12 protein-coding genes are annotated in these 16,500 nt (G+C 32.1%); 8 read left to right on the top strand and 4 right to left on the bottom strand.

Features of this window, described 5'->3' with window-relative positions; all coding sequences use genetic code 11:
* The first annotated feature begins 8 nt into the window (after positions 1 to 8).
* The 5 genes from ACFQ1R_RS05100 to ACFQ1R_RS05080 all read left to right on the top strand — a co-directional run bounded on the left by ACFQ1R_RS05100 (position 9) and on the right by ACFQ1R_RS05080 (position 7,136).
* Complete coding sequence (locus tag ACFQ1R_RS05100; RefSeq protein WP_379925042.1) at positions 9 to 926, top strand: tryptophan 2,3-dioxygenase family protein; 918 nt, start codon at positions 9 to 11, stop codon at positions 924 to 926.
* Positions 908 to 2,182, top strand: a complete 1,275-nt coding sequence (locus ACFQ1R_RS05095) for a peptidoglycan DD-metalloendopeptidase family protein (RefSeq protein WP_379926308.1) — start codon at positions 908 to 910, stop codon at positions 2,180 to 2,182. Before ACFQ1R_RS05100 ends, ACFQ1R_RS05095 begins: the two co-directional genes overlap by 19 nt.
* Before the next feature lie 4 nt (positions 2,183 to 2,186).
* On the top strand, positions 2,187 to 3,806 hold the full coding sequence (gene pgi, locus ACFQ1R_RS05090) for a glucose-6-phosphate isomerase (protein ID WP_379925041.1): 1,620 nt from the start codon (positions 2,187 to 2,189) through the stop codon (positions 3,804 to 3,806).
* Positions 3,807 to 3,973: 167 nt separating this feature from the next.
* Positions 3,974 to 6,601 (top strand): TonB-dependent receptor, encoded by a 2,628-nt coding sequence (locus ACFQ1R_RS05085; RefSeq protein WP_379925040.1) that lies wholly within the window; start codon positions 3,974 to 3,976, stop codon positions 6,599 to 6,601.
* Between the two features lie 97 nt (positions 6,602 to 6,698).
* The gene (locus tag ACFQ1R_RS05080; RefSeq protein ID WP_379925039.1) at positions 6,699 to 7,136 is read left to right on the top strand and encodes a hypothetical protein; all 438 of its coding nucleotides are present in this window, start codon (positions 6,699 to 6,701) and stop codon (positions 7,134 to 7,136) included.
* A gap of 65 nt (positions 7,137 to 7,201) precedes the next feature.
* Here ACFQ1R_RS05080 and ACFQ1R_RS05075 read toward each other — a convergent pair whose 3' ends face one another.
* On the bottom strand, positions 7,202 to 8,257 hold the full coding sequence (locus ACFQ1R_RS05075) for an endonuclease/exonuclease/phosphatase family protein (protein ID WP_379925038.1): 1,056 nt from the start codon (positions 8,255 to 8,257) through the stop codon (positions 7,202 to 7,204).
* 138 nt (positions 8,258 to 8,395) lie between these two features.
* Here ACFQ1R_RS05075 and ACFQ1R_RS05070 point away from each other — a divergent pair, with 138 nt between their 5' ends.
* Complete coding sequence (locus ACFQ1R_RS05070) at positions 8,396 to 11,164, top strand: carboxypeptidase regulatory-like domain-containing protein (RefSeq protein WP_379925037.1); 2,769 nt, start codon at positions 8,396 to 8,398, stop codon at positions 11,162 to 11,164.
* 39 nt (positions 11,165 to 11,203) lie between these two features.
* Complete coding sequence (locus ACFQ1R_RS05065; RefSeq protein WP_379925036.1) at positions 11,204 to 12,562, top strand: DUF5689 domain-containing protein; 1,359 nt, start codon at positions 11,204 to 11,206, stop codon at positions 12,560 to 12,562.
* A 49-nt stretch (positions 12,563 to 12,611) separates the two neighbouring features.
* Here the strand turns inward: ACFQ1R_RS05065 and ACFQ1R_RS05060 are convergent, their stop codons facing one another.
* Complete coding sequence (locus ACFQ1R_RS05060; RefSeq protein WP_379925035.1) at positions 12,612 to 13,586, bottom strand: endonuclease/exonuclease/phosphatase family protein; 975 nt, start codon at positions 13,584 to 13,586, stop codon at positions 12,612 to 12,614.
* Positions 13,587 to 13,662: 76 nt separating this feature from the next.
* Here ACFQ1R_RS05060 and hflX point away from each other — a divergent pair, with 76 nt between their 5' ends.
* A complete protein-coding gene (gene hflX / locus ACFQ1R_RS05055) occupies positions 13,663 to 14,877 on the top strand; it encodes a GTPase HflX (RefSeq protein ID WP_379926307.1) in 1,215 nt (404 codons plus the stop codon).
* A 60-nt stretch (positions 14,878 to 14,937) separates the two neighbouring features.
* Here hflX and ACFQ1R_RS05050 read toward each other — a convergent pair whose 3' ends face one another.
* Positions 14,938 to 15,864 (bottom strand): DUF3078 domain-containing protein, encoded by a 927-nt coding sequence (locus ACFQ1R_RS05050; RefSeq protein WP_379925034.1) that lies wholly within the window; start codon positions 15,862 to 15,864, stop codon positions 14,938 to 14,940.
* A gap of 107 nt (positions 15,865 to 15,971) precedes the next feature.
* Entirely contained in the window at positions 15,972 to 16,478 is a 507-nt protein-coding gene (locus ACFQ1R_RS05045) for a DUF2480 family protein (RefSeq protein WP_379925033.1), read from the bottom strand.
* Between the last annotated feature and the right edge of the window lie 22 nt (positions 16,479 to 16,500).

The following is a 16,500-nucleotide window of genomic DNA, read 5'->3' as shown; positions in this document are numbered from 1 at the left end:
AAAACATTTTGAAATCTAAAATAAACAACCAACTTAAAGAAAAATACGAGGCAATAAACCAAGATTTAGAAGATTATTTGGAGGGTTTATTACACAGTAAACCCATAAATTATTGGGATTATATTCAAACCGATGCTTTATTAAATCTTCAAATACAACGTACTGTTTTTCCAGACGAAATGGTGTTCATCATGTATCATCAAATAAACGAATTGTTGTTTAAAATGATACTTGTTGAAATTAATCAAGTTGCAAAAAGTAATGCTTTAACGGCAGAATTGTTCACAAATAAACTATCACGAATTAGTAGGTATTTTGATATGCTAACATCATCTTTCAGCATTATGAAAGATGGTATGGATTTAGAACAATACACAAAATTTAGAACAACATTAACGCCTGCAAGTGGTTTTCAAAGTGCACAATACAGAAAAATTGAATTTGCATCAACCGAACTTATCAATTTAATTGACAAGCGATTTAGAGATACTATCGATAGAAATTCTACCTATGAAAACGCCTTTGAACATCTATATTGGCAAGCCGCAGGTAAGAATTATAAAACAGGCAAAAAAAGTTACACATTAACAGTTTTTGAAGAAAAATATAAAGACGAATTCATTAGATTTGCCCAGTTTTATAGCACAAATAATTTATACTCTAAATTTAAAGAACTTCCTAAGGAAGCCAGAGAAAACCAAGAGTTAATTACCGCCATGCGTCATTTTGATTATACCGTAAACATAAAATGGGTTATGGCACATTATAACACTGCAAATCATTATTTAAATATAGGCGGAAAAACCGCCGAAGCAACAGGAGGAAGTGAATGGGTAAAATATATGCATCCAAAGTATCAAAAGAGGATATTTTTTCCAGACTTATGGACAAAGCAAGAAATAGAAGCATGGGGAACAGATTTATAGTATTATTAATATTTGCAATCGTTTTTGTAGGTTGTAAAGAAAAAGAAGAAAAACCAGTAGAAGTAATTCCCGAAGAGATACCAGATGTTTATGAGTTTGGTTTTAATTTAAACGATTTTGTTGTAAAAAGAGACACTATAAGAAGTGGCGATAGCTTTGGCTATATTTTAGCTCAAAATAAAGTTGATTATTCTAAAATATTTAGCATATCAGAAAAAGCAAAAGACACATTCGATATTAGAAAATTAAAAATAGGAAAGCCTTACACAATACTTTGCTCTAAAGACAGCTTAAAAGCACCAAAGCATTTCATATATCAACCCAATCAAGAAGAATTTGTTGTAATAAGTTTTCAAGATTCCATTCATGCATACACAAGAAGAAAACCTATTAAATATGTTGAAAAAACAGTAACAGGCGTATTAAATGGTAGCATATCTGCCGAATTGGATAAAAGAGGCGTTAGTGCTGTATTAACAAATAAATTAGCTGAACAAATTTTTGCTTGGACCATCGATTTTACAAGACTTCAAAAAGGCGATACTTTTAAAGTAATATATACCGACAAGTATATTGATGATAGTATTTATGCAGGCATCCAAAACGTAAAAGCAGTTGTTATTAAACACAAAAACAAACCGTATTATGCGTTTAGATACCGAACCGATTCCATAAAAAACAAATACGAATATTATAATGAAGTTGCTAAAGATTTACGTCGTGCCTTCCTAAAAGCGCCAGTACAATTTAGCAGAATCTCATCAAAATATAACTTAAATAGGCGTATAGCATATTATGGTTTTGCCTTACGTCCACATAGAGGTACCGATTTTGCAGCACCTATTGGAACGCCAATTTTAGCAACTGCAAATGGTGTAGTAACAGCATCACAATACAAAGGTGGTAACGGAAATTATGTAAAAATAAGACATAATTCAACTTATGAAACCCAATACCTTCACATGCAAAAACGTAAAGTAAGCGTTGGTCAGCATGTTAAACAAGGCGATGTGATAGGTTGGATAGGTATGACGGGTAATACCGGTGGTCCACACGTTTGTTACCGTTTTTGGAAAAATGGTAAAGAGGTTGATCCGTTTAAAGAGAAACTATCAAGTTCAGAACCTATTTCAGAAGCACTAAAAGGCGATTATTTAGAATTTATCAAACCGCTTAAGTTACAGCTTGATGGTTTGCCAATTCATGATGATTCAAAAGAAAAAGAGGTTCAAGATGTAAAAACTCAAAAAAAATAAAAATATGTCACTACCAACCATCAATCCAACAAAAACAAACGCTTGGAAAAAGCTTCAAGACCATTACGGAACTTTTGGTAACATTCATATGAAAGATTTGTTTGCTCAAGATAAAGAGCGAGCTAATAAATTTACAGTGAAATGGGACGATTTTTATGTCGATTTTTCAAAAAATAGAATTACCGAACAAACGCTAAATTATCTTTTAGAATTAGCTGAAGAAGTAAAATTAAAAGACGCAATAAAAAGTCAGTTTTCTGGTGAAATAATAAATGAAACGGAAGGTCGAGCCGTTTTACACACCGCATTACGCGCACCAAAAGATGCTAATTTTAAAGTAGAAGGGGTTAATGTAATGCCAGAAATATATGCTGTAAAGCAAAAAATTGAAACATTTACAAATCAAGTTGTAAATGGCGAATTAAAAGGCTTTACAGGAAAAGCATTTACCGATGTTGTAAATATTGGTATTGGTGGTTCAGATTTAGGTCCAGCAATGGTTGTAGATGCGCTTCAATATTACAAAAATCATTTAACTACACATTTTGTAAGTAATATTGATGGCGATCATGTAAATGAAGTTATTAAAAAACTAAATCCAGAAACTACACTATTTGTAATTGTTTCTAAAACCTTTACTACACAAGAAACACTTTCAAATGCAAATACGTTAAAAGCTTGGTTTTTAAAATCGGCTACAGAGGCAGCTATTGCAAAACACTTCGTAGCAGTTTCAACCAATATTCAAAACGTAAAAGCCTTTGGTATTGATGAAAACAATATTTTCCCAATGTGGGATTGGGTTGGCGGTCGTTTTTCACTTTGGAGTGCTGTAGGTTTAACCATTAGTTTAGCAGTAGGTTACAAAAATTTTGATAGCTTATTACTAGGCGCAAACAAAATGGATGAGCATTTTAAAAATGAAGATTTTAAAACCAATATTCCAGTAGTTTTAGCATTAATAAGTGTTTGGTATAACAACTTTTTTAAAGCAGAAAGCGAAGCCATCATACCATACTGCCAATATTTAAACCAATTTGCAACATACCTTCAACAAGGTATTATGGAAAGTAATGGAAAAAGTATTGATAGAAACGGAAATCCAATTGACTACCAAACAGGTACTATTATTTGGGGCGAACCAGGAACAAATTCACAGCACGCTTTTTTTCAATTAATACATCAAGGAACAAAGTTAATACCTGCCGATTTTATAGGTTTTACACAATCGTTACACGGCAATCAAGACCATCAAGATAAGTTAATGTCTAACTTTTTTGCACAAACCGAGGCTTTATTAAATGGAAAAACCGAAGCGGAAGTAATAGCAGAAGGTACAGCATCAAGCATCATTCCGTTTAAAATATTTGACGGTAATAAACCAACTAATACAATATTTATTAACAAATTAACACCAGAAAGTTTAGGTAAATTAATAGCTATGTACGAACATAAAATATTTGTTCAAGGTATTATTTGGAACATATTTAGCTACGACCAATTTGGTGTTGAGTTAGGGAAACAATTAGCTAGTAAAATTTTACAAGAATTTAACAATAGCGCGGTTAATAATCACGACTCGTCAACTCAAAATTTGTTGAATCATTATAAGCGAATGTCTTGAGTCGTTTTAAAAAAAATCACCTATATAAACAAAAAGCATCTATACATAAAACTGTAGATGCTTTTGTTATTTAATAAAAATTGGCTGATATGTTAACAATTACTTAATAAAAGTAAGATATTAATACGTATTTTTGCATCGACTAATTCAATTAATTAATCTTTATTATGAAAAAAACTACTCAATTTTTATTGATGGCTGTAGTATTGTTATTTACTACGGTTATTACGGCTCAAAGTACAGTAACCGGTACTATTGTAGATGCAGAATTAAATTCACCATTACCTGGTGCTAATATTGTTGAAAAAGGCACATCTAATGGAACATCTTCAGATTTTGATGGAAAGTTTAAATTACAAACAACTACTGCATCAGGACAAATTGTAATTTCATTTGTTGGTTATAGCTCCATAACTTTAAAAGTAACAGGAACAACTAATTTAGGTGTTATTAAATTAACTCCAGACAACTCATTAGATGAAATAGTTATTACAGGAACAGGCGTTATAGATTTAGCTAAGGACAGGCAAACACCTGTGGCGGTTTCAACCGTAAAAGCTGCCGAAATTGCTATCAAAGGAGGGAACCAAGAGTTTCCAGAACTATTAAAATCTACACCATCTATTTATGCAACTAAAAGCGGTGGTGGTTTTGGTGATGCAAGAATTAATACACGAGGATTTGATCAATCTAACACAGCGTTTTTAATAAATGGTCAGCCAATTAATGGTATGGAAGATGGTAAAATGTATTGGTCTAACTGGCAAGGTGTAACAGATGTAGCCAATGCCATTCAAGTACAACGTGGTTTAGGATCATCAAAATTAGCAATATCATCTGTTGGTGGTACAATTAATATTGTTACAAAGACAGTTGATAAAAAAGAAGGTGGCTTTTTTCAAACCATGGTTGCCAACAATAATTATTTAAAAACAACCGCATATTATTCAACAGGTTTAAGTGATAAAGGATGGTCTTTTTCTTCTTTACTAGGTCATTGGCAAGGTGATGGTTATAATCAAGAAATGTATGGTATAGGTCAAACCTACTTTTTCTCTGTTGGTTATGTGCCAAATGAAAACCACACATTTAACTTCTTAATTACTGGTGCACCTCAAAACCATAACCAGAGAAATCGTTATACTATTGCACAATTGTTAGATAAAGGCTTAAAGTATAATGATCAATGGGGGCTTTTAAATGGAGAGAGAATTGCTGCGGGAGCAGGTAATTATTATCACAAACCTATTGCCAACTTAAGTTGGGATTGGGATATAAACGAAGCTTCAAGTTTATCAACAGTTTTATATGCTTCTTATGGTAGAGGAGGCTCTATTGGTTTAAGAAATTATAGTTCTGATGTTGGAGATTATTTTGATTTAGATAAGCAAACAGCTATCAATAAATCTATTACGCCAACAAACGGTCAAATAGTTGGAGCAAGAAGATCAACTTATGCCGCTGGAAAAGCAGATATAATTAGATCTAGTGTTAATGAACACAAATGGTACGGCATAGTATCTAATTTTAACCATCAAATAAGTGAAACTTTAAGTTTTAATGTTGGTTTTGATGGGCGATCATACCATGGAGAACACTACAGACGCGTAGTAGACTTTTTAGGTTTAGATGGTTGGGATGATGATACAACTAACCAACAATTAGGAAATGACTACGTAGTTACACAAGCTTACAGTGCAAACGCATGGGCTGCAACATTTCATAATACTCCAAGAAATCAACGATTAGGGTACGATAACCCAGAAAATATTCGTTATTTAGGTGGTTTTGGTCAATTAGAATATGCTAAGGATAAAATTTCAGCCTTTATTCAAGGAGCTTATTCCACACAATCTAATCAACGTTTTGACTATTTCAATTATACTAAAGGAAACGAAAAGTCTGAAAAAGTAACTAATGATGGTTTTAATATTAAAGCAGGAGCCAATTACAACATTAATGAGCAACATAATGTATTTGTAAATGCTGGTCATTATTCAAGACAACCTTACCAAGATAACATGTTTTTAAATTTCAGAAATAATGTTAATCCATTATTAACAAATGAAAAAATCACAGGTTTTGAAGCTGGTTATGGGTTTAGAGGCGATATTTTTGCTGCTAATATAAACGTGTATCATACAACATGGGCAGATAGAGTTGTAAGTGGAAGTTTAAGCACAGGTAATGGATTTTATCAATACCAAGGTGTAACTCAAGTTCACAAAGGTGTAGAATTAGATTTTACTTTAAAACCAACTAGCGAAATAATGTTTAAAGGTTTTGCTTCAGTTGGAGATTGGAAGTATGATGGTAATGCATCTCAAACTGTTTATGATGACAATCAAAATGTTGTTGCAGAAGGAGATCCTTTATATTTAGATGGTACTAAAGTAGGAGATGCAGCTCAAACTTCTTGGGGTGTAAGTGGTAGATATGAGTTTTTAAAAGGACTAAGTATTGATGCTGATTATCTTTCATATGCTGATTTGTATGCAGCTTTTGCACCAACTGATTCTGAATTTTCAACAGCAAACAATAGAGGTGCTGTAAAATTACCAGATTACAATTTATTAGATGCTGGTTTAACTTACGATTGGAAAATTAATAGCGATTATAATCTTGTTTTAAGATTGAATGTAAATAACGTTTTAGACGAAGAGTACATTGCTGAGTCTTTAACTAACATACATACAACTTCAGGTGGAACTACATATAAAGGTGTGTCTACAGCTAACCAAGTATATTTTGGTTATGGAAGAACATGGAATTTCAGTATGAGATTGAAGTTTTAATTTCATAAAGCTTTTAAAAAAAACCGCTTCATTTGAAGCGGTTTTTTTATGCTTTTAATTATTACATTTGTAATCTAAATTTTAAAAACTTATTTTCATGTATCAAGCTATATTTAAACTTCATTCTTATTGGGCTTATTTAGTACTATTAATTTTAATTATTGCAGTTGTAAACGCATTAATAAAAGTGTTTGGAGATAAGGAGTATGAAGCTAAAGATTTTAGAATTTCACTTTTTACATTAATAGTTTCACATATTCAACTACTTATTGGTATTGTGCTTTACTTTGTATCACCAAAGTTTGATTTATGGAGTCAATTAGGTAGTGAGGTTATGAAAAACCCTTTAGCACGTTTATATTTAGTAGAACACCCATTAGTTAACATTATAGCTGTTGCTTTAATTACAATTGGCTATTCAAAACATAAGAAGAAGTTAACATCAAAAGCTAAATTAAAACCAATTGCTATTTTTTACAGCATTGCTTTAGTGTTGCTATTGTCAAGAATTCCTTGGAGTATTTGGCTAGCTTAGAATAGTATATAAAACAAAAAAGCGACTTTTTAAAGTCGCTTTTTTGTTTTATTGAAAGAAGAAAATTAATTAGCAATTTCTTTTATTAGATATACATAAACTGGAAAGTGGTCGCTAAACCCATCGGTAAAACCACCATAACCCCAACTGCGTTTTGGATAGCCTTTGTAAGCACCTGCTTTTTCAATTAAATAGTTTTTATTGTAAATACCAGATTTATAAAATCGAAATGTAGAATAATCTTTTTCAAGCAATGGTTTGGTAATCATAATCTGGTCGAATAAGCTCCAAGCATCTCTATATGCTGTTGTACCTAAGCCATCTTTAAAATAGCTCTCATAAGGGTTATAAATGCCTTTAAAACCTACTTTCTCTTTGTCTTTTTCAGTTTTTAAAATCTTTTTAACGCTTTCGTTGGTTGGGTCGTCATTCAAATCGCCCATAACAAAAATTTTAGCATATGGGTCTATTACTTGAAGTGAGTCAACTAAATGTTTACTCAATTTAGCTGCTGCAACACGTTTTGGTCTACTTCGTGCTTCACCGCCGCTTCTAGAAGGCCAATGGTTTACTAGTACATGAATTAAATCGCCTTCCAATTCGCCACTTACTAAAAGTTGGTCTCTGGTGTAAACGCGTTTTCTAGTTTGGTCATCAAAAATTTTCAATTCATGGCTACTGGTTGAAATAGGAGTGAATAATTTTTTCTGATATAATAAGGCCACATCAATACCTCTAGCATCTGGCGAGTGGTAATGTATAATGCCATAATCTTTATCTCTTAGTAAAGAATCATTTACAACATCTTCTAGGACTTCTCTGTTTTCAACTTCGCAAACACCAATAACAGCTGGTGAATTGTTTGTGTCTTCTTTACCAATATCGGCTAAAACACGAGCCATATTATGCACTTTCTTTTTATAAACAGCTTCTCTATCGGTATTCAATTCCATTATAGGGCTAGCTTCATCAAATTTTGTTGGATCATCAACAGGATCGAATAAGTTTTCTAAATTATAAAAAGCCACGGTATGTATTTTATATACTTTTTTTTCTTGCGCATTAGCTTTACCAATAAAGCATAAAATTAAGAGTAGAAAACAGTATTTAATTTTTTTCATTAGTGAAATGTTACGTTAATGTTATTTTGGTTACAAAATTTAAGCCAAAAGTAAATATTAATTATAAATAATGTAAATTTGTAACCGTTAAATTAATATTATTTATCAAATTTGAACTTATAACTTTTAAATTAAAGTATGAAAAAAAGATTACTTATTTCTTTATTTGGATTGTTTACAGTTTTCACAGTTTTTGCACAACAAACTATTATAAAAGGTAGTGTAAAAGATGCTGTGTCTTTTGAACCCATTCCAGATGTTTCTATTACAATAGAAGAAACAAACCAAACAACACAAACCGATGCTAATGGAAGCTTTGTGTTTTCAGCAAATGTGCCTTTAGGAGAGCAAGTTTTAAAGATTTTTAAAGAAGGATATATTGTTAAGCGCTATCCTATTGTTGTAAACGAATCGAGAACGGTAAACATCAGCGATATGACTTTAGAGTTTGATGTTACAAACGATCAAGGTTTGTTTACCATTGCTCTGTCTGATGATGAGTTAAACGATGATACCAGTGGTTCTGATAACATATCAGGACTTTTATCGGCTTCAATGGACGTATTTCAACGCACAGCAGCTTTCGAGTTTAGTTCGTCGTTTTTTAGAGTACGAGGTTTAGATTCTGAAAACGGTTCTGTTTTAATAAACGGTATCGAAATGAATAAACTTTACGATGGACGACCACAATGGGGTAATTGGGGTGGTTTAAACGATATGGTTAGAAACCAAGAATTAACTACAGGATTAACACCTTCTGCTTACAATTTTGGAGGTATTTTAGGAACCACAAACATGAATACTAGAGCTTCTAACTATCGTGAAGGCGGTCAAATAACCTATTCATCTTCTAACAGAAGTTATACAAATAGAGTTATGGCAAGTTATGCTACTGGTTTAATGAAAGATGGATGGTCTATGGCAGTTATGCTATCCAGACGTTGGGGTGACGAAGGTTATCAAGATGCTACTTTTTATGATGCAAATTCATTTTTTGCTTCTATAGAAAAACAATTTGGAGATAAGCATAGCTTAAACTTTACTTCTATTTATGCACCAAACAGACGTGGAAAATCATCGCCAAATACGCAAGAAGTATATGATTTAAAAGGTATCAAATACAATGATTTCTGGGGATATCAAGATGGTGAAAAACGCAACTCTCGTATAAAAGAAGTTGAAGAACCTGTTTTAATGTTAAACCATTTCTGGAATATTTCTAAAAAAACAAAGTTAAATACTAACGTTGGTTATCAATTTGGTCAAATAGGAAATAGCAGGTTAGATTATGCTGGAGGCGCAAACCCTAGCCCAACATACTATCAAAAATTACCAAGTTACTTTTTGTCTGATCCAGATGGTCCTGATAATGCAGGAGCTTATGAAGCTGAACAAGAGTTTTTAAATAACGGACAGATAGATTGGAACAGACTTTACGATGCTAATCTTACAAACAATGTTACAGGAACAACAGCTGCTTATGCATTATATGAAGATAGAAGCGATGATAAACAACTTACTTTAAATTCAATTTTAAATTCTGAAATCAATCAAAACATTATACTAAATGCTTCGGTTAATTATAAGAAATTAAAGTCTTCAAATTTTGGAGAAATTATTGATGTTTTAGGTTCAAATACAGGCGTTTTTAACGTAGATTCTTTTGATAATTACCAATACGATACTCAAAATCCAAATAGAGTTGTTGGTGAAGGTGAAAAATACCGATACAATTATAACTTGTTTGCCAATGTTATTTCTGGTTATGCACAAGCACAATTTAAATTCAATAAACTAGATTTTTACCTTTCAGGTAGTGTAACTAATACCACTTACCAACGAGAAGGATTATGGGAACATAGTAGATTTCCTGGAAGCCAATCGTATGGTAAAGGTGAAGAATTAACTTTTGATGGTTTTGGCGCAAAAGCAGGTTTTACCTATAAAATTACAGGAAAACATTTATTTGATGTTAATGCAGGTTACATTACTAGAGCACCATCGTTACGTAACACATATTCAAACTCTAGAGAAAATCATAATATAGTTAGAAACATTGAAGAAGAAAAAGTAACAGCTGCAGACGCAAGTTATATTTTCCGTTCACCAATAGTAAAAGCAAGATTAACTGCGTATTATTCTAAAATTGAAGATGCAAACGAAGTTGGTTTTTATTTTGCCGATGGTTTAAGTGGAGAAGATATTGAAAGTAACGATACATCTGCTTTCGTTCAAGAAGTATTACAAGGTATTGATAAAAAGAATATTGGTGCAGAATTGGGTATTGAAGCACAAGTAACACCTACAATCAAATTAAAAGGAGCAGCTTCATGGGGTCAATTTACGTATGCTAATAATCCAGATTTGTATTTAACATCTGCTAGTTTTAATACGCCAACGGGAGCTATATCTTACGGTGAAGCAAATTTAAAAGATTATAAAGTTGCTGGTGGTCCACAAGGCGCATATTCTGTTGGTTTTGAATATAGAGATCCAGATTATTGGTGGTTTGGTGCAACAGCAAATTTCTTTACTAATACATACATAGATATTAATTCATTAACCAGAACAAAGAATTTTTATTCAGATGCCGATGGATTACCTTTTAATGATTACGACGAAACTATTGCAAGAGAGCTTTTAAAACAAGAGAAATTTGATGATTATATGGTTATAAACCTTGTTGGTGGAAAATCATGGAAAATAGACGATAAGTATGTTGGCTTTTTTGCAAGTGTAGGAAACCTTTTAGATGAAGAATATAAAACAGGCGGTTTTGAACAAGGAAGAAACGCAAACTACCGCGAGTTAAGAGATGACAATGCAAACCCAACACGCGTATTTGGAAACAAATATTGGTACGCACGTGGTATTAATTACTTTGTTAACTTTTACATTAGGTTTTAAAAAAATAATTAAGAAAAATAAAATATAAAAAACAGTATTATGAAAAATATAAACAAAATTTTAATGTTATTGGTTGTATTAGTAGCTAGTTTTACTATTACATCATGTGTTCAAGATACCGATTTTGAAATTCCTTCTAGCTTAGGAAATGATGAAAATAAAGGTTTAACAAAACTATTAGCTAAAATTGAAAGTGGTCAAGTGCAACTTCAAACGATAGCTCAAGTAAAAAGTAACTTTGTTCAGTATGAAGCAACTCAAATTACTTCAGAAATTGCAGTAAAAGGTTATGTATCATCAAGTGATGAAACAGGAAATTTTTATAAAGAATTTTTTATTCAAGATAGTCCAACAAACCCAACGTCAACACTTAAAATTGTTTTAAATCAAGTAGACACATACAATCAATTTAATATTGGTAGAGAGGTTTATATCTATTTGAAAGATTTATATATTGGTGAAACAAATACAGGTGATGATGTAATTACTATTGGTGGTAAGTTTGACTCGTTTGATAATGATATTTTAGCAATGACAACAAACCAAATACCAAGTCACTTATTTCGTTCAGCAACAACAGAAACTTTGGTAGCAAAAGAATTGAATTTATCACAAATTACAGAAGCTCATATTGGTATGTTTGTAAAGCTACTAGATGTACAATTTCCTATAGGTTTAGCTGGACAACCTTATATAGATCCTACAGATGATTTTGATTCGCAAAGACCAATTGAAAGCTGTGGAGATTCGGCAGAGTTTATCTTAGAATCTAGTACATTCGCTTCTTTTAAAAACACGATATTACCAACTAATGGAAAAGGAACTATTTCAGGAATAATTAACAAAACCTATGATGGTTACGATTTAGTAATTAACCTAAACTCTACAACAGATGTGGTTATGGATGGAAACCGTTGCGACCCATTATTTGTTGAAACCTTTGAAACCAATTTCACAACATGGACCAATTACAGCGTTACTGGTGCTCAAGTATGGCAATCTAATAATTATGGAAACCCAGGTAAGTGTGCAGCAATGTCTGGTTATGCAAGTGGTAATAAAGCCAATGAAGATTGGTTAATTACACCAGCAATTAATTTATCGGGTGTTACGGGTGCTACTTTAACATTTCAAACAGCTCAAAATTATGCAGGTAATGTGTTAGAAGTATATATGAGTACCAATTATGTGCCAGGAAGCAACCCAACCACTACTGGAACTTGGACCAAATTAAATGCAATTATATCATCAGGAAATAGTTGGACTTGGACTGATTCTGGAAACATAAACGTATCAGCAGCAGCAGGTGGAAATTTATTTGTAGCATTTAAATATACTTCAACTACTTCGGCTTCTTCAACTTATGAAGTTGATAATGTGAAAGTTATAGCAAATTAAATTCAGAATATATAAATAAAAAAAACCGCTATCAAGCGGTTTTTTTTATTTATATATTCTTCTTAAAAATAGCATATACAGGAAAATGGTCGCTATAACCACCTTGGTATCGTTTGCCAATATATGTTCTAAATGGCGTGCCTTTAAACTTGCCATTAAAAAGCTTTAAAAAATCTTCATCAAAAATATTAGCAGTTTCAAATTCTAAAGTGTTTGGACTGTTTTCAAAAAAGTTAGTTGAAAACATAATCTGGTCAAATAAATTCCATTGCCTGTTATGGTAAGTTGTGCCTCTGCTAAATGATCGTAATGTTTCCATAGGGTTATATAAGTTAGAATTTGCAACCAAACTTCTAATACTATTACTTGATGGGTCATCATTAAAATCGCCCATAACTATAATTTTAGCATCTTCGTTTTCCAGTCTTAAATTGGCAATAATTTCATCTACTTTAATTGAAGAAGCCATGCGTTTAGGTTCTGTTTCCTTTTCACCTTCGCGTCTAGAAGACCAATGGTTTACAATTACATGAACAGCATCGCCATCTAAAATGCCAGAAACCAGTAAAATATCTCTGGTATAGTCGGGCATACCTTCATCATTTTCCAAATAAATTCTAAAAACTTCAGTGTGTATTACTTCAAAAGCAGTAGCATCATAAAGTAATGCTACGTCAATGCCACGTTCATCTAAAGAATCATAATGTACATAGCTGTAATTGCAAGCTTGTAAGTTTTTGTGGCTTATTAAATTTTTTATGGCTTTTGCATTTTCAACTTCTGCTAATCCAACCAGTGCAGGATGTTTTCCTGTTTCTCTACGTCCTATGTTCGAAATAGCAAAACTCAACTTTCTAAGTTTGTTTTCGTAGCGTTTAGGCGTCCATTTTTTTACAGATGTTGGTAAAAAGTCGTTATCATTCGTTCTGGTATCATCATAAAAATCAAACAAGTTTTCAAGGTTGTAAAAAGCGACGGTATTTAAATCGTGTCTAATAGGAATGTCTTCAAGAGAGTCGGTCATAAATCAAAAATAAACACTAAAAATATAAAAATTAAAGTGGATGCAATTATGTAACTTTGCATATTACGATTATTTTATGTTAGAAAAGAAAGATATTACTTTAGAAAAAGCCGTTTTAATAGGTGTTATCACTAAGGAACAAGACGAAGTTAAATCTCGAGAATATTTAGATGAGCTTGAGTTTTTAACCTATACAGCAGGTGGTGAAGTGGTGAAACGTTTTACCCAAAAAATGGAACGACCAGACCCTAGAACCTTTATTGGAACTGGTAAAATTGAAGATGTTCGAAAATATATTGAAGAAAACGAAATTGGGACTGCTATTTTTGATGATGAGTTATCATCGGCTCAAGAACGTAACATAAGCAAAATTTTAAATTGTAAAGTATTAGACAGAACCAATTTAATACTTGATATTTTTGCACAACGTGCACAAACAAGTTATGCCAGAACCCAAGTAGAATTGGCGCAATGCGAATATTTATTACCACGATTACGAGGCATGTGGACACATTTGGAGCGTCAAAAAGGTGGTATTGGTATGCGTGGACCTGGTGAAACCGAAATTGAAACGGATAGACGAATTGTACGCGAAAGAATTTCATTACTTAAAGAAAAATTAAAAACGATTGATAAACAAATGTCGGTACAACGTGGAAATCGTGGTGCCATGGTTCGTGTAGCGTTGGTAGGTTATACGAATGTTGGAAAATCAACGTTAATGAATGTAATAAGTAAAAGCGAGGTTTTTGCTGAAAATAAATTGTTTGCAACCTTAGATACCACAGTTAGAAAAGTGGTTATACAAAATTTACCATTTTTATTAAGTGATACAGTTGGTTTTATTAGAAAGTTGCCTACCCAATTGGTTGAAAGCTTTAAAGGAACTTTAGATGAGGTTAGAGAAGCAGACTTATTGTTGCATGTGGTTGATATTTCACATCCTAATTTTGAAGAACATATTGAGTCTGTAAATAAGATTTTGGGTGAAATTAAAAGTTCGGATAAGCCAACTATTATGGTGTTCAATAAAATTGATGCTTATGAGCCTGAACCGTTAGATGATGACGATTTAGAAACCGAACGTAGCTCAAAACATAACACACTTAGTGAATGGAAAAGTACTTGGATGGGCAAAGTTGGAAAAAATAATGCACTTTTCATTTCGGCAATAAATAAAGAGAATTTAGAAGATTTTAAAAAACGTGTTTATGATGAGGTTCGTGAAATACATATTACACGTTTCCCATATAATAAATTCTTATATCCAGATTATGATGATATAAGCTAGTTTAAACAAAAAACGCACATCTTAAAGATGTGCATTTTTTGTTTAAATAAAACTTTCAAATTAGAATTTATAACTTAAACCAATTGTGTAATAGGTTTGTAAATCGTTGTCTAAATCATCAAAACCAGTTGCTGTTGCTGGAGTTTGCGCCAAAGCGTAATTAAGTGCTTCTTGTTTGTTATTTCTTAAACCAAAATCAAAACCTACACCTATCATTTTCCATAATGTATAACTAAATGAGTTAGTCCAAGTATAATTTGAATAATCACTAGTCTTATAACTTTGAAACATAGAAAGGTTTGTTTTAAAGTTTACTGCACCAATTTGTCTGGTATAATCGGCAACAATTTTAGCTCCTAAAGACGATTCAAAAACGGTTTCACCACTACTAAATACAAAGTTGTAGTTTAAAGGGTGAATTACTACAATTAAATTGTTTATTGGTGTCCAAGTAGCACCAACACCTAAATCTAAATATCCTGGGTCGTTAAAATTATCTAAAAGCGTAGTTCTGTATTCCATCAATCCAGAAGCGGCTAGCGTTTTAGTTATATTTCTACCGTACAAAGATGAAATATTAAAAACATCAGTAGTTGGTTTAAAGCTATCATCATCTGCTGGGTTATCCTTATCATCTAATTTTACCCAATTTAAATTGGTTGTTAAGGCATTTCTCCAAAAGAATTTCTCTTGTATTAAATTAGCATACCCATTGAAAGTAAAACCAATATTTCCAGATGAATTGTTTGGAGCACCTTGTGCATACCATTTACTAAAGTTTGATAAACTTCCACCAATAGTACCAAAAGCACCTGTTCTCCAGCCAGGTAAAGCATCAATTTGTGCTTGTAAAGCTTTCGCTTCGCTTAATAAAGCGTTTCCAGCAGCTTGCTTTTCTGCTTTTTGGGCTTCAAGTTCTTCTTTTGTTTGTGCATTTATGGTTGCAATACCAATAAATAAAGTAAGTAATAAAAGTGTTTTTTTCATTTATTTTAATGTTTATAGAATGGTGCAAATATAAATTAATTATTAATTTACGTATTATAATTATTACATATTAAGACACGGTTATTATTGCGAAGTCACAAATAATATTATTTTTTTTTGAAAAGTGGTACAGACGAGCAAGCTTCACCATACATAATAGATTTTGCAATGGGTTTTAATTTTGAAGCGAGCATGATGTATGCATTTTGAGGTACGGGTTTTTTTGAACAGCCTTTAATAATAAGCGGTTTATTGGTAAATTCAGAAACATCTAAAGCGTTTAAAACATCTTGATAAATAGAAGTTTCTAAAGCTTCAAGATTTCCTATAACGGTTTTTTTTGCAACCGATTCTAATTGTAAACTAATTAACATGAAAGCCCAACCTGGTATAATAGCATCACTGCTACAGGTTAATGCCACATAGCAATCTTGGTATTGCGACCAATCGTATTCGGCTACTTGGTTTCTAAAATCTTTTTCTCGTAAAACAAAGCCTTCAAATAGCCAATCTTTAATATCAAACAATATGCGATTACCTTTAGGATAGTAATCTTCAAGGTTTATTGTTACTAGTGCGCTATTTGCAACGCGATTTATAATTTCGTCTTCCAAAACGTATATTGTTGGGTTGTTG

This window comes from Mariniflexile jejuense, from assembly GCF_042675665.1.
In the GTDB taxonomy this organism is placed as follows: domain Bacteria; phylum Bacteroidota; class Bacteroidia; order Flavobacteriales; family Flavobacteriaceae; genus Mariniflexile; species Mariniflexile jejuense.
Note: the sequence above shows the minus strand (reverse complement) of the source record. Positions and strands in the feature narration are given on the sequence as shown.